This is a genomic window from Psychrobacter sp. 5A.1 (genome assembly GCF_030407455.1).
In the GTDB taxonomy this organism is placed as follows: Bacteria; Pseudomonadota; Gammaproteobacteria; order Pseudomonadales; family Moraxellaceae; genus Psychrobacter.
The window spans coordinates 51,131-74,188 of sequence record NZ_JASDDJ010000004.1 but is presented as its reverse complement, the minus strand read 5'-3'; the positions used below and the strand labels follow the sequence as shown (position 1 = coordinate 74,188).

General features: G+C 44.9%; 21 protein-coding genes. 7 read left to right on the top strand and 14 right to left on the bottom strand.

The genetic code is table 11. From position 1 onward, the window contains the following. Positions 1-38 precede the first annotated feature (38 nt). The 9 genes from QL982_RS01725 to QL982_RS01685 all read right to left on the bottom strand — a co-directional run bounded on the left by QL982_RS01725 (position 39) and on the right by QL982_RS01685 (position 9,466). Positions 39-755 (bottom strand): transglutaminase-like domain-containing protein, encoded by a 717-nt coding sequence (locus QL982_RS01725; protein WP_290163658.1) that lies wholly within the window; start codon positions 753-755, stop codon positions 39-41. Positions 756-794: 39 nt separating this feature from the next. Then, a complete protein-coding gene (locus QL982_RS01720; protein WP_290163656.1) occupies positions 795-1,532 on the bottom strand; it encodes a helix-turn-helix transcriptional regulator in 738 nt (245 codons plus the stop codon). A 36-nt stretch (positions 1,533-1,568) separates the two neighbouring features. Beyond that, positions 1,569-2,342, bottom strand: a complete 774-nt coding sequence (locus QL982_RS01715; RefSeq protein ID WP_290163701.1) for an MOSC domain-containing protein — start codon at positions 2,340-2,342, stop codon at positions 1,569-1,571. A 206-nt stretch (positions 2,343-2,548) separates the two neighbouring features. Further along, on the bottom strand, positions 2,549-3,286 hold the full coding sequence (locus tag QL982_RS01710; protein ID WP_290163654.1) for a helix-turn-helix domain-containing protein: 738 nt from the start codon (positions 3,284-3,286) through the stop codon (positions 2,549-2,551). Next, positions 3,276-3,725, bottom strand: coding sequence for a carboxymuconolactone decarboxylase family protein (locus QL982_RS01705; RefSeq protein ID WP_290163652.1), 450 nt, complete (start codon positions 3,723-3,725; stop codon positions 3,276-3,278). The genes QL982_RS01710 and QL982_RS01705 overlap by 11 nt, the downstream gene beginning before the upstream one ends. Positions 3,726-4,262: 537 nt before the next feature. After that, positions 4,263-4,676, bottom strand: a complete 414-nt coding sequence (gene rsfS, locus QL982_RS01700; protein ID WP_290190131.1) for a ribosome silencing factor — start codon at positions 4,674-4,676, stop codon at positions 4,263-4,265. Between the two features lie 131 nt (positions 4,677-4,807). After that, the gene (locus tag QL982_RS01695; RefSeq protein WP_290163647.1) at positions 4,808-5,725 is read right to left on the bottom strand and encodes a nicotinate-nicotinamide nucleotide adenylyltransferase; all 918 of its coding nucleotides are present in this window, start codon (positions 5,723-5,725) and stop codon (positions 4,808-4,810) included. A gap of 209 nt (positions 5,726-5,934) precedes the next feature. Continuing rightward, positions 5,935-8,082: a phosphate acetyltransferase gene (pta, locus tag QL982_RS01690; protein ID WP_290163645.1), complete on the bottom strand. Its 2,148-nt coding sequence runs from the start codon at positions 8,080-8,082 to the stop codon at positions 5,935-5,937. A gap of 133 nt (positions 8,083-8,215) precedes the next feature. After that, positions 8,216-9,466 carry an acetate kinase gene (locus QL982_RS01685; RefSeq protein WP_290163643.1) on the bottom strand — a complete coding sequence of 417 codons (1,251 nt, stop codon included), beginning with the start codon at positions 9,464-9,466 and terminating at the stop codon, positions 8,216-8,218. A gap of 893 nt (positions 9,467-10,359) precedes the next feature. On the opposite strand from QL982_RS01685, the gene QL982_RS01680 reads away from it, so the two are divergent. From QL982_RS01680 to QL982_RS01665, 4 genes are all read left to right on the top strand, one after another. Beyond that, on the top strand, positions 10,360-10,692 hold the full coding sequence (locus QL982_RS01680; RefSeq protein ID WP_290163641.1) for a lipoprotein: 333 nt from the start codon (positions 10,360-10,362) through the stop codon (positions 10,690-10,692). Between the two features lie 255 nt (positions 10,693-10,947). Then, positions 10,948-12,177 (top strand): diaminopimelate decarboxylase, encoded by a 1,230-nt coding sequence (lysA, locus tag QL982_RS01675; RefSeq protein ID WP_290163699.1) that lies wholly within the window; start codon positions 10,948-10,950, stop codon positions 12,175-12,177. Positions 12,178-12,506: 329 nt separating this feature from the next. Continuing rightward, positions 12,507-13,394 (top strand): diaminopimelate epimerase, encoded by an 888-nt coding sequence (gene dapF / locus QL982_RS01670; protein WP_201568270.1) that lies wholly within the window; start codon positions 12,507-12,509, stop codon positions 13,392-13,394. 46 nt (positions 13,395-13,440) lie between these two features. Continuing rightward, positions 13,441-14,460, top strand: a complete 1,020-nt coding sequence (locus tag QL982_RS01665; RefSeq protein WP_290163638.1) for a tyrosine recombinase XerC — start codon at positions 13,441-13,443, stop codon at positions 14,458-14,460. 33 nt (positions 14,461-14,493) lie between these two features. Here the strand turns inward: QL982_RS01665 and QL982_RS01660 are convergent, their stop codons facing one another. Next, positions 14,494-15,363, bottom strand: coding sequence for a nitrilase-related carbon-nitrogen hydrolase (locus QL982_RS01660; protein ID WP_290163634.1), 870 nt, complete (start codon positions 15,361-15,363; stop codon positions 14,494-14,496). Between the two features lie 293 nt (positions 15,364-15,656). Between QL982_RS01660 and rpoN the strand changes: the two genes are divergently transcribed. After that, complete coding sequence (rpoN, locus tag QL982_RS01655) at positions 15,657-17,309, top strand: RNA polymerase factor sigma-54 (protein ID WP_290163631.1); 1,653 nt, start codon at positions 15,657-15,659, stop codon at positions 17,307-17,309. 359 nt (positions 17,310-17,668) lie between these two features. Continuing rightward, positions 17,669-18,049, top strand: coding sequence for a ribosome-associated translation inhibitor RaiA (gene raiA / locus QL982_RS01650; RefSeq protein WP_290165148.1), 381 nt, complete (start codon positions 17,669-17,671; stop codon positions 18,047-18,049). A 473-nt stretch (positions 18,050-18,522) separates the two neighbouring features. On the opposite strand, the gene thiS is transcribed toward raiA, so the two are convergent. The 4 genes from thiS to QL982_RS01630 all read right to left on the bottom strand — a co-directional run bounded on the left by thiS (position 18,523) and on the right by QL982_RS01630 (position 20,827). Then, the gene (gene thiS, locus QL982_RS01645; protein WP_290165147.1) at positions 18,523-18,723 is read right to left on the bottom strand and encodes a sulfur carrier protein ThiS; all 201 of its coding nucleotides are present in this window, start codon (positions 18,721-18,723) and stop codon (positions 18,523-18,525) included. A 145-nt stretch (positions 18,724-18,868) separates the two neighbouring features. Continuing rightward, positions 18,869-19,243, bottom strand: a complete 375-nt coding sequence (locus QL982_RS01640) for a DUF423 domain-containing protein (RefSeq protein ID WP_290165145.1) — start codon at positions 19,241-19,243, stop codon at positions 18,869-18,871. Positions 19,244-19,267: 24 nt separating this feature from the next. Beyond that, positions 19,268-20,131 carry an RNA polymerase sigma factor RpoH gene (gene rpoH / locus QL982_RS01635; protein ID WP_290165150.1) on the bottom strand — a complete coding sequence of 288 codons (864 nt, stop codon included), beginning with the start codon at positions 20,129-20,131 and terminating at the stop codon, positions 19,268-19,270. Positions 20,132-20,371: 240 nt separating this feature from the next. Continuing rightward, entirely contained in the window at positions 20,372-20,827 is a 456-nt protein-coding gene (locus QL982_RS01630; RefSeq protein ID WP_290165143.1) for a sulfurtransferase TusA family protein, read from the bottom strand. A 646-nt stretch (positions 20,828-21,473) separates the two neighbouring features. Here QL982_RS01630 and QL982_RS01625 point away from each other — a divergent pair. Continuing rightward, a complete protein-coding gene (locus tag QL982_RS01625; RefSeq protein ID WP_290165141.1) occupies positions 21,474-23,039 on the top strand; it encodes a M48 family metalloprotease in 1,566 nt (521 codons plus the stop codon). Positions 23,040-23,058: the final 19 nt, after the last annotated feature.

Below are 23,058 nucleotides of genomic sequence, written 5' to 3'. Positions count from 1 at the left end.
ATCAGCAATGCCTGTTCAAAAAATGTCTGATTGCCTCGCTATTTGGAGACTTTGATACCATATTGGCGTATCTGCTCAAGGTTGCGATTCATCAAATGTCTGAGTAAATAGCGAAAAGCCCACTTTTTTAGTCCGCGCAAATTGCTACCATACTGCGCATAAAAAGCATCTGGACTATCAAATCGGCCAAAATCATCAGCGATACCCTCAGCTTGAATGTAGGTGCTGCCATTGTCAAACTCATTGGCGGGATTTTGTAAGCATGGCACTGCGACACCATAACCACTAAAGCTTTTTCTATCAGGGTGGGCGCGTTGTACTTGCGTCAAAAACGCTTGATCGATAATAAAACCTTCTACATCAATCCAATCGTCATCCAGCAAAACTTCGACCCAGCTGTGCAGGATACGTTTCGGTGCGAGCGGCATCAAATAGCTTGGAATGGCACCACGCTGCAATTCATTATAGATGGTAAAGCCATGCAAGCGACAAGGCACATTCAGTGCGCGCAATAAAGCCATAAAAAGCGTGCTTTTGGTATTGCATTGACCATAGCCATCTTTTAATACCTCACTGGCCTCGATGCGATCATGACGATTGTAGCCGAACTTTATCTCATCACGTACAAAATAGTATACCTCACGCACCGCTTGCTTTTGCGGTAGAGAATGCCAACCACGCTGATCGATGAGTTGTTGAATGCTGGCTTGCTGAAAGTTAAGCATAGCAGTACGTTTTGTATATTGAATGGTCATGTTGTCCTCCTAGAGTTTCGGACAGTATGAAGACAAAAATCATTCAATAATTGAATAAACTGGCTGCGTTGATCCAAAGCTGTGCAAGAGTTGTTTGCTGGTCATACCAAAGGTGCTTTTGAGTGTGCGGCTAAGATGGGCGCTATCGCTAAACCCTGCTAAATAGGCGGCAGCCGTGGCATTTTGACCGCTTTTAATGGCCTGTAGCGCACAGATGAGACGTCGCCATAATAGGTAAGGACGCCATGCGATGCCGAACTCAGCTTTTATCAAATGCAAAAACCGACTTTCAGATAGCGCCAGCCAGTCTGCAACGTCCTTGGCACGCCATTGGTCAGGCTTCAAACAGCTGCCCTCTAGGCAAGCATCCAATCGTGATAATAGAATGGATAAGCGCACATCTTGACATTGGTAAGGATTGTGCTTGATTGCGGCGACGAGTGTTGGAAACTCGTTGAGCTGCTCAAATAATGAGTCTATTTTGGCATCTGACTGTATGATTGGCAGTGTTAAGGAATGTTGTCCAGACATCTCATCAATGACTTCACCTAATAGGCTTTCTGGTTCAGCCAGTATCACCCAGCCTGTGGGCATGGTGAGCTGATGTAAGACATTAGGACGAATAATTGTGCTTGTCATCAAGGGTTGATTGTTCAATATGCTCGCTGCACTTGGGAGACAAAGTTGCCACAGCTTGTGCTTATGCAGCTTTGCATCAATGGCATGACCATAAGCGATGACCATACCAGGGGCGAAGTAAGACATGGTGTGTTTCAAGCGCGTGATCCTTTGTGCTGAGTATACATTTGAGGTTCAACAGCCCCGAATCTTCTTAGCCAACACTTTCTTCCAACTCTCCTCCAAACACTCAATCGCGAGCCATGGCTCAATCAACTCTGCATCATATTTTTCTTTAGAATTGGCCAATTGCCATAACTTTTCAAGCGTGGCAAACGGATAGGGGCGCTCGATTAAATAAACTGGCAAATCAGCGTTAATCAAGCCATCGCGTACCACTTGAAAGTACCAGCCAGAGATACCTTGTTTGCTTACCCATGCCGCGATATTTGGTACTTTGGTAAACTGTCCAATTTGGTCGTTAATTTTGTAGCAGGGGCGACGCGGTTGAACGATGCGTAGCTGAACGCTATCACCATCATTACTATTATCTTGTCCGTTTTCAAAATATCCACCATATTGAAAAACATCACCAATGCAAACCGTAGACTCAGTCATTTCCGGTAGGCCATTGACAGATTCGGTCGTGAGGTTTTCGCCCAATGTACCGACGCGTACCTTTAGACTGAACGCTGTATTGATTTTTTCATAAGTCGCAGGTGCCAGTTGATGCACGGCTTTTAGCGGGCCACCATGATGTTTGCGATCAGCTTGCTCATCAGTGGCGAGGCCCATGAAGTTGACCGCAACAGGCGCTTTGATTGGTGCTTTATCAATGGCGCTCATCTCTTCGCGGGCAAATGGCATCGCTTTACCAGCGCGGACGCAGGTTAAGTTGGCGATATGTAGTGGCAGGTCTTGGTTAAAGTCTGGCTTGCTTTGTGCCGTTGCTGGTAACGTAGATATCATCGGTTCTGTGCTCATAAGCCGCTCTGATGGTTGGTTATTTTTTTAGGCAGTAATGCTGACTGGTTGCTGATATCTTAGCCTAATCTTGAACCATTTTCAGAATATTTATCAGTGCGTGTACTGATACAGAACTGCTTATTTTTACATAAAAAAAGACCAGAATAATCATCTGGTCTTTTTTTACCGTACAGCAAAAATGCAGTATCTCATTTATGAATGAGCTTTCTATATCTTGCAGGGGTTATTCGTAAAATGGCATTGAACTCGTTGTTTAAATGAGATTGGTCAGTAAACCCACACTCAAGAGCCAGTTGCGCCAAGCTCAACTGTGGGTCCGCTTTGATAAGTTGTTTGGCTTGTCTGACTCTATAAATGCGTGCAAGATGTTTTGCAGTGATCCCACAGGTGTTTTTAACGTAACGTTCTAACTGACGTTTACCTTTAGGGCTATTGTCGTAGGCCGTATTGAGCGGGGTAAGGTTAATTATATTGTGAATTAACTGTTGTGTTTGCTCAATAGTATGGTGAGGTTTTTTTGGCGCATTGAGATACGTCGACAGCAAGTCAATAAACGAATCTAAGTTAGCGTCTTTATCAAGCCTTTGCGCAATCTTTGTAAGGGTTGCAGGGGCAACTAGGGCGTGGTTAACCTTTTGTAGATGAGCAAGTCCTGCAGGCCTAAATCTGATCCCGCAAAAAACGGTGCCACTGGTAAACGTTACTTTTTTTGATTGTGTTGATATGGTTTGCATAAAGTAGGGCAGTTGCAATCTTATTCCTGCTAATTCAAGCTGACCTGAAATCAAGAATATAACTCCTTTCGCGCCATCGCAGGGGAGCCAGCTCTCCCCTGAAAATGGAGCGTTAGCAAACCAAATTGCTTGTATATAATTAGCAATATCGCCTGTTGGGCTATAAAGCTCAAGTAATAGGTTATTGTTCATTAAACTTGACTGTAGGTTTAAACATTTTGACTATACGATTCCAACTATTTATAGCATTAATAGCCACAGTTAGAGTAACTAAGCTTTGTTGATCAAATACCTCAGTAAGAGCGAGATAAAAGTCATCATCAATATTCTGTGATAGGGTCAATTTTTCACAAAGTGCTAATGCTGTACGTTCTTTATCATTATAAAGGGGTGCATCTTGCCATGCACTAAGGGCAATAATTCGGTTCATGCTCTCACCGTATTCTAGGGCTTGCGCACTATGCATAGCCAAACAATAAGCACATTTATTTAACTGTGACGCTCTTAACTTCACCAGTTCCCAAATTGTTAACCCAAAGCTCGCCTCTACCTTTTTTTTGATCAGTGCTTCTTGATCCACCAAGTAGTTAACTAGCTCAGGCTCGATATTGTAGTAATTCGCTCTTTTCATAGTTGTTCCTAATGGATAAATAACTGTCACTAAGTATATTGTCCAATAGATAGGAATAATTGGAAAAAATCGACTTTTTATCCTGTTATACAACTTTTATAAGCCCATTCATTTAGGGTCTGTTGAACATTCAAATATTAGGGCTGCTGATTGCTAAAATTGCACCAAATTAGGCGCAAGCCGACGATAATGTCGAGACCTTAACTAGGATTGCAACAACATTTGGGGTGATTTTAGCATCAGCCTTTCAGGGCAGTACTCTTTTCTGCCAATATATGGCGAAATTGTTTAACCTAGAATGACTAGGCGTCAAAAATTTCACTGCATATTGCCTAAAAAATAGTGACTGCCAGCACCACATTTGAATGTTCAACAGACCCTAAGCTTATATTCAAAAATTCACAGATTACAGCGCATCATAGTTTTTTATCATCACAAGTACGCCCAAATATCGGAACAAAAAAAAGACCAGAATAATCATCTGGTCTTTTTGGTGGAGCGTTTCTTAATTTTGAACGAATATCGTCACTGACAAGCTTATTTGTTTTTGTTACGACGACCGGCAGTTTTCTTTTCACGCGGTACAGCGACCAGCTCAGCCAACTGCTCTGGTGATGACCATAGGCCTTCTAAGTCATAGAACTCACGAGCTTGTGGCGTCATCATATGGACGACAACTGCGCCCAAATCGATCAACGTCCAATCAGAGTCGATACCGCCTTCACGGCCAAGTGGCATAAAGCCCGCTTGCTTGGCTTCAGCACCGACGCTATCAGCCATCGCACGTACATGGCGCTTAGACGTACCATCAGCGATGATGATGCGCTCTGTTACGTCAGTCAATGCTTCTACATTCATTACAGTGATGCTCTTTGCTTTCATATCATCTAGAGCGCTTTGTACTAGGGTTAAGCATTCTGTTAGGCGTTCTTCAGTCATGGTGTTGGTCATAAATTTTAATCTCTTGAATCGTAAATATGTAAAATAAAGGGGTAAAACGTCAATTTGTCTTATCCGACTGATCATATATTGTCAGTCGCGCATGGAGACAGGATAGGCAAAATGACACAGATAAGGCGATTTTAACGGAATTGAGCAGCAGAATATAGCTGATGGGCGATAATATATTGATAAACAGCAGGATTTAGCCATTTAGCTAATGGATTGGATTCAGTATTGCTAATGATATCATTTATTGGCGCTATAGATGCGATTTGCCGTTGAGCGACTGGCATTTTATTTGATTGATTGGCCAGTTGCTGTAGCTGCTCGCGTATTTGTGTGCTCGATACGGCAGTGATGGGTCGCGTATCTATATAAATGCGTCCTTGATTGATGCTTTTCAAGTCAGCACTATTCGCTAAGTGCTGATTGCTTGGTGTTAATAGATCAATGGGCGAGTCGGTTATATAGGGTTGCAATGGCAGGGGTAATTGCGATTGTAGAGTGGCAATATCTGGCGCAATCGTTATATTCTTTTCAGAAGATATAGTGCTGTCAGAAAATTTCTCGCTAATGCCATCACTCATATTAGGACCGCTCTGACGATTAAACACCCATAGATTGACATAGTCAGTGAGCCGTAATCCATCTTTCCATTTGTCCAAACTGTGCGCGCCATCCATGCCCATGATAAATATCAAGCGGTCGTTAGGATGCCGCTGTCTTAAAGTGCGTACGCTATCGATCGTATAGACGGGCGGCGCTTGCCACAGCTCCAGTTCACTGATGTGTATCGGTGTCTCTTGTGTCGCCAGCTTTAGCATGGCCAAGCGGTGGCTAGGATCTGTACTTTGCGTCTTAAATGGCGAGCGTGCATTGGGTAATAAGGACACGTGCAGGGTGCATTGTAGCTGCGTTGCGATGGGGAGCAGATGCTGATAGACAGACATCGCTACTTCTAGATGACCATTATGTACGGGATCAAACGAGCCACCAAGATAGGCACGAATGGCAGGTGCAGGGGCTTTTTCTTGAAGGCTATTGCTCGTATTTGGCATAAATAAATGTGTAAAAGCAGATAAGGCGCACATTATCGTTGGTGCTGCTCACTCTTTTATCAGCGGACCTTTTTTAGGTAAAATGACAGGATGATAGCGTTATTGTAGAGCGCACACGAGCATCTGTCATCAGTGCAGCAATAAAAAACCGACCATCATGATGACAGTCGGCGATATAAAGGGCTTGAATTATCTGTCTTTACAGCGGATTAAATCAGGTCGCTAGACGCTTGAATGGCAGTCAGCGCGATGGTATAGATAATGTCATCGACCAAGGCACCCCGTGATAAATCATTCACTGGTTTATTTAGACCTTGTAGCATAGGGCCGACACTGACGACGTTGGCACTGCGCTGTACCGCTTTATACGTTGTGTTACCCGTATTGAGATCAGGAAAAATAAAGACATTGGCTTGACCTGCGACCGGTGAGTCAGGCGCTTTTTGTTTGCCGACACTCATGACAGATGCCGCATCATACTGTAGCGGGCCGTCGACTTTGAGGTTTGGTGCGCGCTCACGAACGATTTGGGTCGCACGGGCGACTTTTTCGACATCCGCGCCTGTGCCTGATGAGCCAGTCGAGTAGCTGATCATCGCGACTTTTGGATCGATACCGAAGGCCGCCGCAGACTGAGCTGATTGAATGGCAATCTCAGCCAGTTCTTCAGCATTGGGGTCGGGGTTGATTGCACAGTCACCGTAGACGACCACTTGCTCAGGCAACAGCATAAAGAATACTGACGACACGAGCGAGTACTGCGGTGCGGTTTTGATCAATTGAAACGCTGGACGTACGGTATTGGCAGTCGTATGAATCGCGCCTGAGACCAGACCATCGACTTCGTCTAGTTGAAGCATGATAGTACCGAGGTACACGGTGTCTTTTAGGTATTCAGCGGCGACATCTTCGTTGGTTTTACCCTTACGGCGCGCTACGACGGCGGCGATATATTTGCTCATATCTAGGGTGTCAGGATCGATGATTTCTAGACCTTCTGGCAACGTTAGATCACGGTTTTTGGCAACTTGTTCGACATCACTGCGCTTGGCCAGCAGTACGCAATTAGCGATGCCACGACTCTGACAGATACAAGCCGCCTCCACGGTACGTGGCTCAGAACCTTCTGGTAGTACAATGCGTTTTTTGGCTTGCTGTGATTTTTTGACCAATTGATGGCGAAAGGCCGATGGTGACAAACGTGGCTCGTGATTGCGACTAAAGTATTCTTTAATCCAGCTCAAATCCAAATGCGCGGCCACATAACGCGCCACTTCTTCGGCGCGTTCGGTGTCATCATTTGGAATCTCAGCACTCATGTGCATGAGGCTTTGTACGGTCTCATAGCTATCGCTTTCGACACTCATGACAGGGATGCCAGTTTTGAGCGCTGATTGCCAAAGCTCAGCCACTGTCTCGCTTGGTGCGATACCGCCAGTCAATACCAAACCTGCCAGTGGAATCCCATTGATACAGGCCAATCCAGCAGCGAGTAGCAAGTCATCACGATCACCAGGCACGACGATTAACGTACCACGTTTAAAGACTTCGTTGACGCGTGACACCGAGCGAGCGGTGAGGCTAATACGGTTGATACGACGGGTTTTTGCTTCTCCAACATTGAGCCATGTCGCATCAAGCTCGGTGGCGATATCCCACGTACGCGGCACAGACAGTGAGTCACTAAATGGGACAACACCGATAAGGCGAAACGCCTCAGTATTGAACGAAGGCGATAATCGCTGCACTGCCTGCATAAAATTATTATCCAAGCTGACGATCGCCTCACCAGGCGCGACAGGTTGGTTTTCAAACGTGTTGGGCAAATCTTGCACCCGCATCAAAATCACACCCAGCGTGCGCGAATCGACGACACCGCCGAACTCACGGGCGTGTACATCCAGTTTGTCTGCCAAATAGGCAGGTTGACTAATATCAGCGGTACTGACAAATATGATCTTGGCATCTAAAGCATGAGCCAGTGCGCGGTTGATTTGTGAGGCGTAAGAGGTCTCCGTGGTCGGTACCAGACCTTCACAGATAATCACGTCATGACCATCATCGATCGTATGATAATTGGCAATAACCTCTTCCATCAAGTCATCAAGATTGTCATCACCTAGCATACGCTCGACATGCTGACGGCTGATTGATTTGGGTGGTTTTAGACCAAAGGCATGCATGGTCAATGCATTTGAGCTGTCTAAGCTGTGCTGTTTATCTAAGGTATCATCTTGCAGAAATGGCTTCATAAAGCCAGCTTTGATACCGTTGTAATCAAAGGCACGAATCAATCCGAGCGCAGCTGATGTCACACCGATACCACGGCTGATGGGAACAAGTAAAATGGTCTGCATAATATGTCCTACAATTTATTTTGTTTTAAACGTCGAGTCATTCTGAGCGGCATAAAAGAGCGCAGTATAAAAAACACCAATCACTTTATTGCATTCGTTATTAGCGCTTTATAAGTGTCTAGAAAAATAAGCGCTAGGCATTATAATCAACCGTCCCTAAGTTTAATGCCTGACGAGTTTCTTGGGCGATGCGGTACTCTTCGTCCGTTGGCACGACCCACAGCTCGACACTGCTACCCTCTGCTTGAAAGCTACCTTCTTTACCACCGACCAAGCTGGCATTTTTGTCAGCGTCCATCTTAATACCGAAATGACGCATGACGGCTAAGATACTGGCGCGCGTGGTGACCGAGTTTTCACCGATACCACCAGTGAAGACAATACCCGTAAATTCAGGCAGCGCACAGCTCAAGCTGGCGAGGTATTTACCAGCACGGTAGCAGAACATCTCGATAGCGAGCTGCGCATCTTTGTGACCTTCGCTGGCGGCTTGCTCGATGGTGCGCAAGTCATTGGACAGGCCAGAGATGCCGAGCAGACCACTGTCATTGTTGAGCATTTTGTCCGTCTCTTCTAAGCTCATATCAAGTTGACGCTTCAAATGCATGTGCAGGCTTGGGTCTACATCGCCGCTACGTGTCCCCATCATGAGTCCCTCAAGCGGAGTCAGACCCATACTGGTATCGAGACTTTTGCCATCATACACGGCTGTCGCTGAGCAACCATTACCGAGATGGGCCGTTATCCAACCGTGTGGGCCTGTGGATTCGGTAAGTTGGCTGGTACGCTCTGAGACATAGGCGTGGGAGGTGCCATGGAAGCCGTAACGACGGATTTTGTGCTCTTCGTATAGATATTTTGGCAAGGCATAACGGAAGGCAACAGGTGGCATGGTTTGGTGAAAGGCGGTGTCAAATACCACGACTTGTGGCATATCAGGATAAATGGCTTGAACCGCTTCGATACCCAAAGCATTGGCAGGGTTGTGTAGTGGCGCTAGTATTTTGAGGCGTTTTACTTCCTCTAATGCATGATCGTCAACGCGAACTGCTTCAGAGTATTCACGGCCTCCATGTACCACCCGATGACCGACAGCGATGAAATGATATTGCTCTAGCAGCTCAAGGATTTTTTGTAGCGCCAGTTTATGACGGCCACCAGGTATAGATATTTCTAGCTTATCACCGTTTAAAGTGGTGTGTTTAATACGAGCAGTATCAAGACCTAAGTTTTCGGCAAGACCGGTGATACGAGTAGAGTTGTCATCGCTAATCAACGCGTATTTGATGGAAGACGATCCGCAGTTTAGGACTAAGGTCGGATTGGTTAATGTCGATGTGTCAGTGTTCTTATCATCAAAAGTGGTGCTTAGGTTGGCGCTCATACTCTATCCTTAGATTGGTTTTTATAAAAGGTAAATCAATTATATCGTTCGTTCGATATAAAAAAGACGTCTATTGCCACGTCCTACTATCATCAAATTCTACATCGCTGATATCGCAAGTGCTGTAGGGAACAATCACCGCTGAAATACGAAGTCATTATTATATTGAATTGATGAGGTTGATAACCGCCGAGTAAATAAAAATCAGCGGTATCCATGCTGACATATCAAGCAAGTACATTGCCGATCTCGGTCATGCTTGGACTACTCGCTTTATCTTGGGCGTGTTTGATATTCGACCATGGCACTGACAGAGACTATTTGTGAATATCAAACACACCCTTATACTTACCAAGCAGTATTTAACCAAACAGTATTTAACCAAACAGTATTTAACCAAGCAGTACCTAATAATAGCACCTACGAATCGCAGGCCCGTACCTCATCATAGCCGCAAGCTCAGAATATAATGTAACACATTTTTGTATTTACACCACGATAAGGGTAAGGGTTAAATATTGGCTTTTATTGAGCGTCTGGCATGATGATAAATCAAGTATATTCAATGGTTTCTAGATACGATTGACAGCGATTACTAGAGGTATTAATACTGCATTATCGCCCGTAAAAATTGTAAGAAATATTGTCGAAATGCCCATAAGCGATGGTTGTATCTCAAAAATCGCAATCGATATTACTATAAAAATCCGACTGATGTTCTAACAGCCTCTCAAACATAATCAAATTTGTTCTTCAATCGTATTCAGCATACGTACAGCTTTGTGTAATAATGCTATGATTAAAACAGTCATATTAGCAGCGCATTTAGCTGTCTATTTATCACGATTTTTTATCGCAATCACACCGTTGTAAGCTCACAGGTTAACTATTCTATGTCTACTACACACCGCCCTTTAAATATACGACATCCCTCAAAAACCCAGCACACGAACTCATTGGCTCGTACCAATTGCCGCGCTATTGCGACTTTATTTATCGGCAGTGCTATTATGATAGGATTGTCAGGCTGCGGGCAAAAAGGTGCTTTGTATTTGGCAGATGCTAATAGCCAAACGATTGAGGGCAGTGCTTCGGTACTTGGCAGTACCAGCCATCCACAAGATGCCGCCTTTGCGAGTATTGATGATGATAACTATCAAAAAACCCGCTATCTAGAAGAGCAGATGGTGTTGCCTGAGCCTAGTGCCGATCCCAACGACTATTAACTATTAATGGCCAATTTCTTTATGAATGCTGGTTTGGCCAAATAGTGTTGCTTGCTACCTGAATTTAATGTCCACCCTTGATAATCTGATTATATTAGAGATGTTTATATGAGTCATTCTGAACTACCTGCTGACTTGACCGATTCTGCCACTGTTGAATCCGTTACTATCCAAACTGAGCAAGGGCTATATATTGATCCCAAAGCGTTGAGTGCTCACTTGCCAGCGCTAAGCTATCGCGGCGATGCACTGTACATGGAGCAGGTCAGTATTGATGAGTTGGCAAAACAATACGGCACCCCATGCTACGTGTATTCAAAGCAGGCAATATTGGACGTTTATCAAGCCTATACTGATAGCTTCGCCAGCCTCAATCATCAAGTGTGCTATGCCGTAAAAGCAAATTCCAATCTTGCTGTGCTGGGTGTTTTAGCACAGGCAGGTGCTGGGTTTGATATTGTCTCTCGTGGTGAGCTGATGCGTGTATTGGCGGCAGGTGGGGCGGCTGAACGGGTGGTATTCTCAGGCGTTGGCAAAACGTATAGTGATATCGAATACGCGCTGACCCAAGGTATTGGCTGTTTTAATGTTGAATCTATCAGCGAGCTAACCTTAATCAATGACGTGGCAAAGTCACTTGATAAGCCTGCGCCAATCTCATTACGCGTCAATCCAAACGTCGATGCCAAAACCCATCCGTATATCTCGACAGGACTCAAAGACAACAAGTTTGGTATCACTCACGAAGACGCACTAGCGGTTTATCAGCAAGCGGCCGATTTATCACACATCGACATCGTTGGTATTGATTGTCATATCGGCTCGCAGTTGACGGAGGTAGAGCCATTTGTCGCAGCGTTAGATAAAGTGATTGAGCTGATACATAGCCTGCGTGACGCAGGTATTGAGTTACAGCATATCGATTTGGGCGGTGGTTTGGGTGTGCGCTATATCGATGAGACGCCTGTATCTATCGATGAGTTTGCCCAAGCATTGTTGCCAAAGCTGAGTGAACTTGGTTTGACCGTGTTTTTTGAGCCAGGTCGTAGTATCATTGCCAATGCTGGCGTGCTTTTGACTCAAGTTGACGTACTCAAGCCGACTGAGCATAAGAACTTTGCGATCGTTGATGCCGCTATGAATGACTTGATTCGTCCTGCTTTATATCAAGCTGAAATGGCCGTGATTCCAAGCGTATTGCCTAGCGATGGTATCGATACGGATGGCACGCAGCCATGGGACATCGTTGGCGCTATTTGTGAAACGGGTGACTTCTTGGCAAAAGACCGCCTATTATCATTGGCCACAGGCGATGTGTTGGCCATCACGGGGGCAGGTGCTTATGGCTTTACCATGAGCAGCAACTACAACTCACGTCCGCGTGCTAGCGAAGTCATGGTGGCGGGCGATAATCATCAGCTTATTCGCAAGCGCGAAACGATTGAATCATTATATGCAGATGAAGAGTTGTGGCAGGCGCAGTAAGGTTATTAAAGACGAGCCAAAACTATCGCCGTATTTGATGATTGAAGAGAACCCATTGTGATAATGACAATGGGTTTTTTTATGACTGGATTTTGAGGGAAGTGTTTTTTAATTAAAGCTGATTCTTAATTGAAGGCATGCCTTTAGTTGAAGGCAACACCATTCACAAAAATTGGAGTAGCAAAGAAAACGAGTGCAAGTACTACTCACTGTAGACTAAACAAGTTTGACACCGCTAATCGTATTTTTTGGGATTGGTATTATTATGATTGTATCTGACAGCGTGCTAAGATAAGGCATACATAAAAATAGGATAGGACATCAAAGATATGCTAATAGAGTTTACTAAAATGCATGGTTTGGGCAATGATTTTATGGTCATCGACTTAGTGACCCAGCGCCTAGATTTGACCAAGGATTTGGTGCAGTTATTGGGTGATCGTCACCTAGGTATTGGTTTTGATCAGCTGCTCGTGGTCGAGCCACCCATGCGCCCTGATGTCGATTTCAGTTACCGTATCTTTAATACTGATGGCACCGAAGTCGAACAATGCGGCAATGGCGCACGCTGTTTTGCACGTTTTGTGCAAGCACGTAAGCTGTCGTTCAAGCAGCGCCTACGTGTTGAGACGGCCAGCGGTATTATTTCTTTGACTACTGATCGTTACGGTTGGGTAGATGTCGATATGGGCAAGCCTAAATTTGAGCCAGATGAGATTCCCTTTAGCCCAAGAGCGACGACCAAAATCCAAAACACCTATCACCTTGATGTAAATGGCACGCCTGTACAGCTGTACGTTGCCAATATGGGTAACCCGCACGCTGTAATAAAAGTCGATGACGTGCTCGATGCAGAGGTCGAGACTTTAGGCAAGGCAATTGAGTCGCATCCTGCATTCCCAGACCGCGTCAATGTGGGCTTTATGCAAGTGATGAATCAGCGCCACATTCGTTTGCGTGTGTACGAGCGCGGTGTGGGTGAGACCCAAGCTTGTGGTACGGGTGCTTGTGCAGCAGTGGCTGTTGGTATACGTGAAGGCTGGCTCGATGAAGGTGAGGAAGTCCGCGCGCAGCTATATGGTGGCAGCATGATTATCAAATGGCAGCCAGGTTATTCAGTTATGATGACGGGACCGACCGCTTTCGTCTATGAAGGTGTATTTAGTCCAGATGGCCTGATGGCACAAGCGGGACTTAAACCCGGTGCTGATAGCTGATAGCCGTTATTAGGCACATGGTATAAATGCCAAGGATGGTTCTAATATGTCCATTGATAAAGACAGTCAGGCGGCGAGCTCAGCACCTTGGCTATCTACTGAGCTGGCAGCCACTATAGAGTCGGACACAGCGTTACGAGAGCTGCTAGCACCTGTGCATCGTTGGCTCAACACACTGTCTGTGCGCAACCATTCGCCGCATACTTTGACTGCTTATTTCGCTGGTTTGAACCAACTGGCGTTATTTTTGCGTGGTAAGCGTCTAACGTGGACACGTTGTGATAAGCGCCAACTGGCCCAGCATATCAGTCAGCGCCTTGATGAAGATAAGCTGGCGCTTGCCAGTGTTCAGCAAGAGTTGTCGGCGATTCGGCATTTTTATGGTTGGCTGATTGAAGAAGCGCTAGCACGTATCAACCCAACCACTGGCTATCAGCTGAAGCGCAGTCCTAGACCGCTGCCTTCTATTGCTGATGTCGATTTACTAACTCAGCTACTCGATCAAGAGATTCCTGATACACCAGAGCAAGCGCGATTATGGTTGCGTGACAAAGCTATGTTCGAATTGCTCTATAGTAGTGGCTTGCGAGTTGGCGAGTTGGTTGCACTCGATATGGCAGATGTAGACTTGTCTGATTTGCGGGTACGCGTCACGGGTAAAGGTAATAAGACACGCCTAGTGCCATTAGGCGTAAAGGCCGCAGAAGCGATTAATCGTTACCTACCGCATCGTAATCTTTGGGTAGAGCAAATGGACAATGCCTTGTTTATCAGTGAAAAGCTCGGGACCAGATTATCAACACGGGCAGTGCAGCAGCGTTTAAAAGTTGCTGCCACCCGTGCAGGTATCGCACAGAATATGTATCCACATCTACTGCGTCATTGTTTTGCATCACACATGCTATCAGGCAGTGGCGACTTACGCGCTGTACAAGAGATGCTTGGGCATAGTGATATTAGCACCACGCAAATTTATACCCACGTTGATTTTGCTAAATTAACACAGGTCTATGACCGCGCCCATCCACGAGCAACTCATGCTCAAAATGATAAAAATCCTACTTAGTCATTAAACAAGGAATCTACTGTATTTCCTAATTTATGCCAGTCGATGGCAATCAAAAATAGGCATTTTTTGGCGGCCTTGTTCTTGCGCTTGCTTGTCTAATGACGCCATGACGATGGCATACTGTTTATCCAGTTCGCTATCGTCATAGCTTGCGATAATACTACTATCAAACGCTGTAATGGCTGCATGTCCCCATGTCTGACGGGTACTACCATCTTTGTAGAGATGATCGCCACCTTGTGCTGCGCCAATGACCATACATTGACTATCTAGAGCACGCGCCCGTAATAACAGCGACCAGTGCGCTTGTCCAGTTAAGTAAGTAAAGGCAGAGGGTGCACTCAATAGTTCAGCACCTGCTTGTCGCAGACGCTGCGCCAATGCGGGAAAACGCAAATCAAAACACACCATCATGCCGAGCTGATAGACAGCATTGCCTGCTTCGAGTGGCGCAATCACGGTCTGTGTTCCTGGTTCAAAAGTCGCCGCTTCATTATAGCTACCATGCTTATCAGCCACAGTCGCGGTAAACAAATGTATCTTATCGTAGCGTGCGACTCGCTTGCCATCTGGTGCAAACAACTGGCTCACTTGGCGTAATCTACCATCAGGAACGATGGTGCCATCAGGTCGATAAAGGCAGGGCAGCGAGCCGGCTAGTACATGTATACCATACGTGCGTGCGTAGCCTGCTATCGTCGCTGATAGCTCATCAAAACGCGCTGCAGTAGCGGATTGTTGTCCCATGCTACAGCAGTTTTCAGGCAAGACGATAAGCTCAGCCCCTTGAGCCTGTGCATCAGTGATGGCGGCTTTTATACTCGCTAAATTACTCTCAATGTCTTGCTGACTGCTCATTTGAATAGCAGCGACGCTGAGCTTATGGCTGTTTGTATTCATAACAATACTCCCATTAGATATGGAACCGTGTCGGTCATTCACCGTATCTTATTTATTATAATGTGCTCACGAGAACGAACAGACCGTTCCTATTTATAGATTGGCTATTAATATTGATGCCAAGATAATAGCCTTGTATAGGCGCTAAACCAAACATATTTGGACAAAATATAAATTATCATAGCAAAATTGTGGCAAAAAATGCTATCGTCATGTCCTGACAAGGTTTAAGTCATGACCTTAGCTGACAAAAAAACACCCTATCACTAAGACTAGAATGTAAGAAGCCGCCCATGAGTATGTCGTTCGGATTGGCGACCACGCTGAGCAACTCACAGAAGCTAACCCCCCAAATGCAGCAAGCCATCAAATTGCTGCAGCTCTCTAGTCTTGAGCTCGCACAAGAGGTTCAGGCAAAGCTGGATAGCAATCCACTACTTGAACGTATCGAAAATGACGACGAATACGAAAGTAGTGACGATGATACAGATGAATTAAGCGAGCCATTAACACTGGATAGTTGGAACCAGAGCAGTAGCACTGACACGTTTAGCTCGGTGTCTGACACGACTGCGGAGTACAGCGACGATACCAGTGATCGCTTCAGTGATAGTTTGGACAAACTTCAACAACCCAATATCGATGACAGTGCGATAGATGTAGATGGCTCTAGCGCCGATAGCTTCGACACAGGTAACTTTGATACAGGCAATTACGCCTCCGCCGCCACAGGGTCAGGCAATAGCAGGGGTGATGAAGATTTTGATAGCTATCAAGGTGGTACGTCATCTACCATTCAGGATCATGTGCGCTGGCAGCTGAATTTCAAACGTCTTTCAGAGGCGGATACGCTGATTGCAGAGTATTTGATAGATGCCATGGATGACATGGGTTTTATTCGACTCGATATAGCTGAGCTGCTACAAAGCTTTGATACGATGGCAAATTTCTATCAATGGGATGAGCGCGTTGAGTACGAAGAAATCCTGACAGTATTACATATTGTCCAATCCTGTGATCCAGTCGGTGTAGGAGCACGTAATTTGAGTGAGTGCTTATCGATACAGCTGTCCAAACTAGATGCACAGACCGAATACCTGCAAGAAGCACAAGCCCTGTTGTCAGCCAGCGAGCATTTAGTCAGCAATAATATTAAAGCGCTCACAGAACGGACGGGACTTGCACCAGAATATATCACACCTGCGCTTACCTTATTACGTACCTTAAACGCCTCGCCAGGATTGTTATTTCAGGCCAGTCAACCCGATTATGCTCAGATGCCTGAAAGCTATGATATTCCAGATGTGTTGGTCACACCTGTCAGACATCATAAGACGACAAGTGATTCTGAGATAGAAGAGGACGGTTGGTATGTGCGTCTCAATCCAGACACACTACCAAAACTACGCGTAAACCAAGAATATGCCAATTTAGTCAAGCGCGGCGATGACAGCCCTGACAATCAATATCTGCGCGAAAACCTCACCGATGCTCGATTGTTCATTCGTAGTATCGAAGAGCGTAATCAAAATCTACTCAAAGTAGCGACCAGTATTGTGCGCTACCAACAAGAATTCTTGCAGCATGGTGCGACCGCCATGCAACCGCTGATCTTAAAAGCAATCGCCGAAGAAGTAGACTTGCATGAGTCTACAGTGTCGCGCCTCACCACCAGCAAAACCATTTTGACGCCACAAGGACTGTTTTCTCTAAAGCATTTCTTTTCATCGCATGTGAGTAGTGCTGATGGAGATATTTCATCAACCGCCATCAGCGCCATGATTAAAAAACTTATTGCTGATGAAGATCCCAAAAAACCCCTATCAGATAGCCGTATCAAAAACGAGCTATTAGCCGATGGTATCGATATTGCCAGACGAACGGTGGCTAAATATCGTGAAGCCATGAATATCGGCTCGTCTACTCAGCGCAAACAGAAATATTAATTATCTAAGTTCATCTTTCTATAAGCTTAATGGCTACCTGTCTGTATAGTGCAATACAGATATAAAAAATAAAATTTTTTGATTATATAGAAACCTGATAGAAACAACAGTTTTTGTTACACTTAATTACAATTTAACGTCTTGCTACTATTCGATTTTCATGACAAATTAGAGTCATACCAACAACAAAAACCAAGCGCCAATTTATAGTATTTATTTACAACTAATAAAGGAGACGATAAAAGGATACGTCGACACAATACTAGAGGCATTGGAGTAGTTATTGGTAAGGCAGGATGATAAAAGCAAGAATGCTACCTCATCTGTTGATTGTGAGTTATAAATAAAAGGACAATAATATGAATGTTTCTATCAGTGGTCATCATATCAGCGTTACCGAAGCCATGGACACAGCAGTACGCGAGAAGCTTGAAAAAGTAGAGCGTCACTTCGATCAGATACAAAGTATTCAAGTGATTTTATCGTTAGACAACAGCGGTGCTGGTGACGGCGGTAAAAAGAGCCATAAAGCTGAAGCAATTATGCGTGTCTCAGGTCAAGAAATGTTTGTCCAGGCGTATGAAGATGATATGTATAAAGCCATTAATGAGATGGCAGACAAGCTAGATAGACAAGTACGCAAGTACAAAACCCGTCAAGAGCGCAAAAAGACTCAGGGTGCAGGGCGTGATAGTCGCTATCAGGATCTCAGCCCTGAAGAAGCGGTACCAGCCGCATAATTGAAGTGTTAAATGGTGAAGATTGACGTTACAAGCTAGTGAAAGTAGACTAAGAGAATAAAAATTTATAAGTAGCTGCTGCATAGTTTGTAATTAACGTAAAAAAAGACCTCAAACGTACCATGCGTTGAGGTCTTTTTTAGTGCTAAAAATCTAAAGTGGCCAAAAGCTTGCTTGCTATAGTTGATCCAATTTGAAAGTGGTACAAGGCAACCGAGTGTAGATGTATATAGAATACTTCAAGTGAGGGTAACGCTGCCGCTCTTTTATAGTGGATTGACTATATGAGCTGTTAGGGCGTGTCCTCATTTTAAAAATGGTGATAAAAATGAGATAAATTGCCGTCAAACGAGGAAAATAGTGCAGATAATATCGAGATATTGACCAATTATTTGACGATGTTTGGCAAAATTTAGCTGTTTTTAGCCCATTTAGAGTACACTCGTTTGAATTGACTACACGCCCTAGTATACTCAACCTCCACCGACAGCCTGTACCACTTCGATATTCATACCTTCTACGATCCGTAAATGAGTCAGTTCGCTTTTTGGCATCAGCTCACCGTCGACTTCTACAGCATAGCGACCTTGACTAAGACCAAGCTCATTGATGACCAGTTGCACAGTCTGATGGGTGGTTTGTAAGCTTTTACCATTGACAGTAATGGTGCTCATATTAAATACTCCCTAATAGTTTAAAATTCCTTTGTACCCGCTGTTCGATACGTATTTTTTGTTTTATTTACGAATACTCATGTCGCTACTCACACCATAAGCTAACAATCTTTAATAGCCATTGAACTACGAAGGAACCGCGAATCTAAAGAGCCGAGTCTTTCAATCGAAACATAGAAACCGCAAGCCATAACCAACCTGCAATCATGAGGATGCCGCCAATAGGTGTAATCGCACCAAACCAGCGTGGGGCGCCAAGCGTCATGGCGTACAGACTACCCGCGAAAATGATAATGCCAATTTGAAGCAGCCAAGCTGTCGTCTGAGTCATGTATTTCAGACGAATCAGTAAACCAACAAGCAACAATCCAAGCGCATGTACAAATAAATATAGCGTTGCAGTCTGCCACCATTCAAGCTGTTGAGTGCTGACACGACCTTCTAGACCATGTGCACCAAACGCGCCCAAGGCAACGGCAATAGCCATATTAATCGCTGCAATACCGAGCCAATTTAACATTGAACAACTCGTATCATCTTAAGGCTACTGAATATCATCTGGCAAAATCACACTATCAATGGTCATCGCATCACGGATTTTGTCCATGGCATTCTTTTCGATCTGACGGACGCGCTCAGCTGAGATAGAGTAGACCGCTGCTAGCTCATGCAAGGTTGATTTTTGCTCAGAAAGCCAACGTTGCTCAACGATGTCACGTGAGCGATCATCTAAAGTGCCCATCGCGGCGATTAACGCTGATGAATTGTTTTCTTCCCAATCCGCTTCTTCTAACTGCTCAGCTGGATCGATACCATCTTCTAAAAACAGCTGCGGGGCATAGCGACCATCATCATCGTCGCTCGACTGCGCTTCAAATGAGGCGTCATAAGAGGTCAAACGTGATTCCATCTCTAACACTTGCTTGCGCGTGACATTCAAGTCATTAGCGATAGCATCCGCTTCTTCTAGTGTCAGCTGGTTATTGGTTTTTTTGAGGCTACGTAAATTAAAGAACAACTTACGATGGGCTTTGGTGGTTGCGACCTTCACAATGCGCCAGTTACGAATCACAAACTCGTGAATCTCAGCTTTAATCCAATGCACGGCAAAGGATACCAAGCGCACACCTTTGTTGGGATCAAAGCGTTTTACAGCCTTCATGAGTCCTAAATTACCTTCTTGAATTAAATCGGCTTGTGGCAGTCCATAGCCCGAGTAGCTACGTGCAATGTGAATCACAAAACGCAGATGCGACATCACGAGCAACCGTGCTGCCTCAACATCGCCTTCGTCATAATAGCGATGCGCCAACTCTTGCTCTTGTATTGGCGTTAGGATTGGGATTTGATGGACGGTATTGATATACGCACCCAGATTGACCCCTGGCGCTGATAAATGGGTTGGCATAGCTGGTACTAAGTCACGAGTACTGGTATCACCTAGGGCATCCGCATCATAAGGTGGTCGCTGTGCCGCAGCTTTCAATGCTGCATCACGTGCTTCGTTTTTTACAGGTGCTGCATCGTCTTTTTTACTCGTTTTTTCAGCATCAGTAGAAGTATTAGCCATATTCTTGACCTTGGTTAAATAGTTAAGCAAATAGTCAGATAAAAATCTTTATGATTTGATTGTAAAGGATAGCAGCGCTTAGTTGCTATCAGTTTTGGTAATGATGAAGTGATATATTGTAGCGAAACGCTGTAATGATGTGCCATCGACTGACGAGTGGTCAGTAACTTCATTGACGACTAGATCTAAATAGTCAGTCGCCTGTGATTGCTGGCTTTGCCTGCAAAACGCTGTGATATCAGCTTGTGAGTTAGGGTCGGTTGCAACCACGTACAGTGATTCGCCAACTGTTACGTCACGTAATGCGACCTTAGTTTTTAACAATGGCATCGGGCAAGCAAGACCGCGTCCATCAACGAAGCTTTTTATGTTCAGTTCAGGTTGCGCTGTAGCTACATCATCTGAATTATGACTTTCAGTCGGTAGCAGCTCTAGTAAGTTATTAATATCTTGCTGCTGTACGTCAGTTAGATTCGCTGATAAACGGATAACATGCGATGCGCGTTCGATGACTGGTTTACTATCAGCGGACATAACTTAACCCTTATGGATGTCAGTATTTTAGTGTGTATTATTAGCAATAGGCTTTGATCTTAGATACGACTATGAACCACCAAATACATATCACACAATGTTCAACACGCTCTAATCTAAGCCTACTATCATAGTGCATCATTATACCAAATAGACAATGTATAGTTGCAGTTGAATATAGTCAACGCCGTGTTCGGTTCATTAGAACCATCGTTGACCCACTATAAAAAAGTGACAGCGTTAACCTCGCTTGAAATATTACATATAAATCTGCACTCGGTTGCTTTGTACTACTTTCAAATTGGATCAACTACATATAGCCAATACTTAATATAACCAATACTTAGATGATTAAGAATTGCTCCACTAAGAACTACCTAATAAATAATTACACAGTCATGTTGCGCAATCGTGACGCATGGCTGCGTTATTGGTAGTTAAGTTCATCGTAGAATTGACCTTATGCAAACAAGCTCGTATAGTCGAAAAGACGTCGTCAATCATCTTATAGGATACGCACTTGTACCACGATAATAAACCGTCGCAATTTGATGAAGCTATTATTCCTTCGATGGCTAAGCTATCGGTAGGTACTTTATCTGATTCTTTTAGGCAAAAAAATAGCCATTATTCTAAGGAATTATCTTTGTCAAATAGCATAAAGTTAGGATTATCAACGACACTATTGATAGTGGTGATGGCTACCAGTGCTCATGGGAGTAATAGTCAAGCGTCGCCACTAGCTGATAATGGGTGGCAAACGCCAGATTCACAAACATTGGATTTACCGAATTTGCGCGGGCAAGGATTGAGCTTCGCTGAGCAGTATCAAAATAAAATGCTTGGAGAGTGGTCGCTACAAAATATCAATGGCCGTGTCAGAATGGAGCATGATCCTTGGGTGCAAGAAACGGTCAAAGACATGACGTGGCGTCTCAATGCCCAAGCGCGTCAGCAAGCACCACTTGGTTTGGTTATTATTGATAATCCTAGTATCAATGCTTTTGCGGCACCAGGCGGTGTCATCGGGCTAAATACTGGGACAATATTGGCTGCGAGTAGTATGGATGAGCTGGCAAGCGTCGTTGCGCACGAAGTCGCGCATATCAGTCAACGGCACTATGAAAGCGGTGCTGACGAACGTAAAAAAGCCTTGCTGATGCAGATAGGCGGTATGCTAGCGGCAATTGCTGCCTCCGCTGTCGATGGTGACGCAGCGGCGGCTGTGATGATGGGAAGTCAAACTGCGACGATGAATAGCAGCATGGCGTTCAGCCGTAATAATGAACGTGAGGCCGACCGAGTAGGCATGCAGATTATGACCCAAGCAGGCTATGATCCTAGGGCGATGCCACGGTTTTTTGCCACGATGAATCAACGAAGCCAGCTGAACCAGATTGAAAATCGGTTTTTGCCAAGCTTCGTACGTTCGCATCCCCTGAGCAATGAGCGCTTAAGTGAAGCACAAAGTCGCGCACAGTATTACCCACCATTGTCACTTAATAAGCAGCAGCGCCACCAATCGCTGTTTGATTTGCTGTATTGGCGCGTACAAATTACTGGTAAACATGCGTCTGAAGTGACGCTGACAACAGCTGCTAAAAACAGTCTGGGTGCCAAACTCGCATTGATGTACTGGTATAGTGAACAGCAACGTTTTACAGATGCTAACAAGCTACTGGCTGAGATAAATGCACTGCCAATCACACAGCGTCAACTGTTAGAGCCTTTATTGTCAATCACCCACAGCTATATGCTAACGGAGCAAGGTAAGTGGTCAGAAGCTGCACAAATTCTAGAAAGCCAGCAGCGCATCTATCCTGAGCGCCGTGATTTGCGTCTTTATTTGGCCGAAGCACTGACCAATAGCAATCAGCCGATAAAAGCTCAAGCGTTGTTAAAGCCACTGACAGAGCAGCAGCCAAGCGATCGTTATGCTTGGCAAAGTCTGCAACTGGCCAATGAAAAGCTGGCAAAAACCACGACTTCACCGCAGCTGGCCAATATTGCCACCATCAATGCATTACGCTATCGCAGTTATGATCAGTTGTGGAATGGGCGCTATGAGAGTGCGCTGACGTCCTTAACACAAGCCAAGCAATTGACCGAAAGCTTGCAAACCACAGCGCAAGCCAATAGTGCGCGCCCATTATTGGCCAATATCAATGCAGAAATCAAAGCCATAAAAACCGCCAAAGACTTTGAGCCTTAGGCGGTTCTTTTATAAAATA

Excerpts from the sequence above, each read along its gene's own strand:
- QL982_RS01725 (WP_290163658.1), bottom strand. The coding sequence starts at position 755 with ATGACCATTCAATATACAAAACGTACTGCTATGCTTAACTTTCAGCAA.
- QL982_RS01715 (WP_290163701.1), bottom strand. The coding sequence starts at position 2,342 with ATGATATCTACGTTACCAGCAACGGCACAAAGCAAGCCAGACTTTAAC.
- QL982_RS01710 (WP_290163654.1), bottom strand. The coding sequence starts at position 3,286 with ATGAACAATAACCTATTACTTGAGCTTTATAGCCCAACAGGCGATATT.
- QL982_RS01705 (WP_290163652.1), bottom strand. The coding sequence starts at position 3,725 with ATGAAAAGAGCGAATTACTACAATATCGAGCCTGAGCTAGTTAACTAC.
- rsfS (WP_290190131.1), bottom strand. The coding sequence starts at position 4,676 with ATGACCAACACCATGACTGAAGAACGCCTAACAGAATGCTTAACCCTA.
- QL982_RS01695 (WP_290163647.1), bottom strand. The coding sequence starts at position 5,725 with ATGCCAAATACGAGCAATAGCCTTCAAGAAAAAGCCCCTGCACCTGCC.
- pta (WP_290163645.1), bottom strand. The coding sequence starts at position 8,082 with ATGCAGACCATTTTACTTGTTCCCATCAGCCGTGGTATCGGTGTGACA.
- QL982_RS01685 (WP_290163643.1), bottom strand. The coding sequence starts at position 9,466 with ATGAGCGCCAACCTAAGCACCACTTTTGATGATAAGAACACTGACACA.
- QL982_RS01680 (WP_290163641.1), top strand. The coding sequence starts at position 10,360 with ATGTCTACTACACACCGCCCTTTAAATATACGACATCCCTCAAAAACC.
- lysA (WP_290163699.1), top strand. The coding sequence starts at position 10,948 with ATGGAGCAGGTCAGTATTGATGAGTTGGCAAAACAATACGGCACCCCA.
- dapF (WP_201568270.1), top strand. The coding sequence starts at position 12,507 with ATGCTAATAGAGTTTACTAAAATGCATGGTTTGGGCAATGATTTTATG.
- QL982_RS01665 (WP_290163638.1), top strand. The coding sequence starts at position 13,441 with ATGTCCATTGATAAAGACAGTCAGGCGGCGAGCTCAGCACCTTGGCTA.
- QL982_RS01660 (WP_290163634.1), bottom strand. The coding sequence starts at position 15,363 with ATGAATACAAACAGCCATAAGCTCAGCGTCGCTGCTATTCAAATGAGC.
- rpoN (WP_290163631.1), top strand. The coding sequence starts at position 15,657 with ATGAGTATGTCGTTCGGATTGGCGACCACGCTGAGCAACTCACAGAAG.
- raiA (WP_290165148.1), top strand. The coding sequence starts at position 17,669 with ATGAATGTTTCTATCAGTGGTCATCATATCAGCGTTACCGAAGCCATG.
- thiS (WP_290165147.1), bottom strand. The coding sequence starts at position 18,723 with ATGAGCACCATTACTGTCAATGGTAAAAGCTTACAAACCACCCATCAG.
- QL982_RS01640 (WP_290165145.1), bottom strand. The coding sequence starts at position 19,243 with ATGTTAAATTGGCTCGGTATTGCAGCGATTAATATGGCTATTGCCGTT.
- rpoH (WP_290165150.1), bottom strand. The coding sequence starts at position 20,131 with ATGCCAACCCATTTATCAGCGCCAGGGGTCAATCTGGGTGCGTATATC.
- QL982_RS01630 (WP_290165143.1), bottom strand. The coding sequence starts at position 20,827 with ATGTCCGCTGATAGTAAACCAGTCATCGAACGCGCATCGCATGTTATC.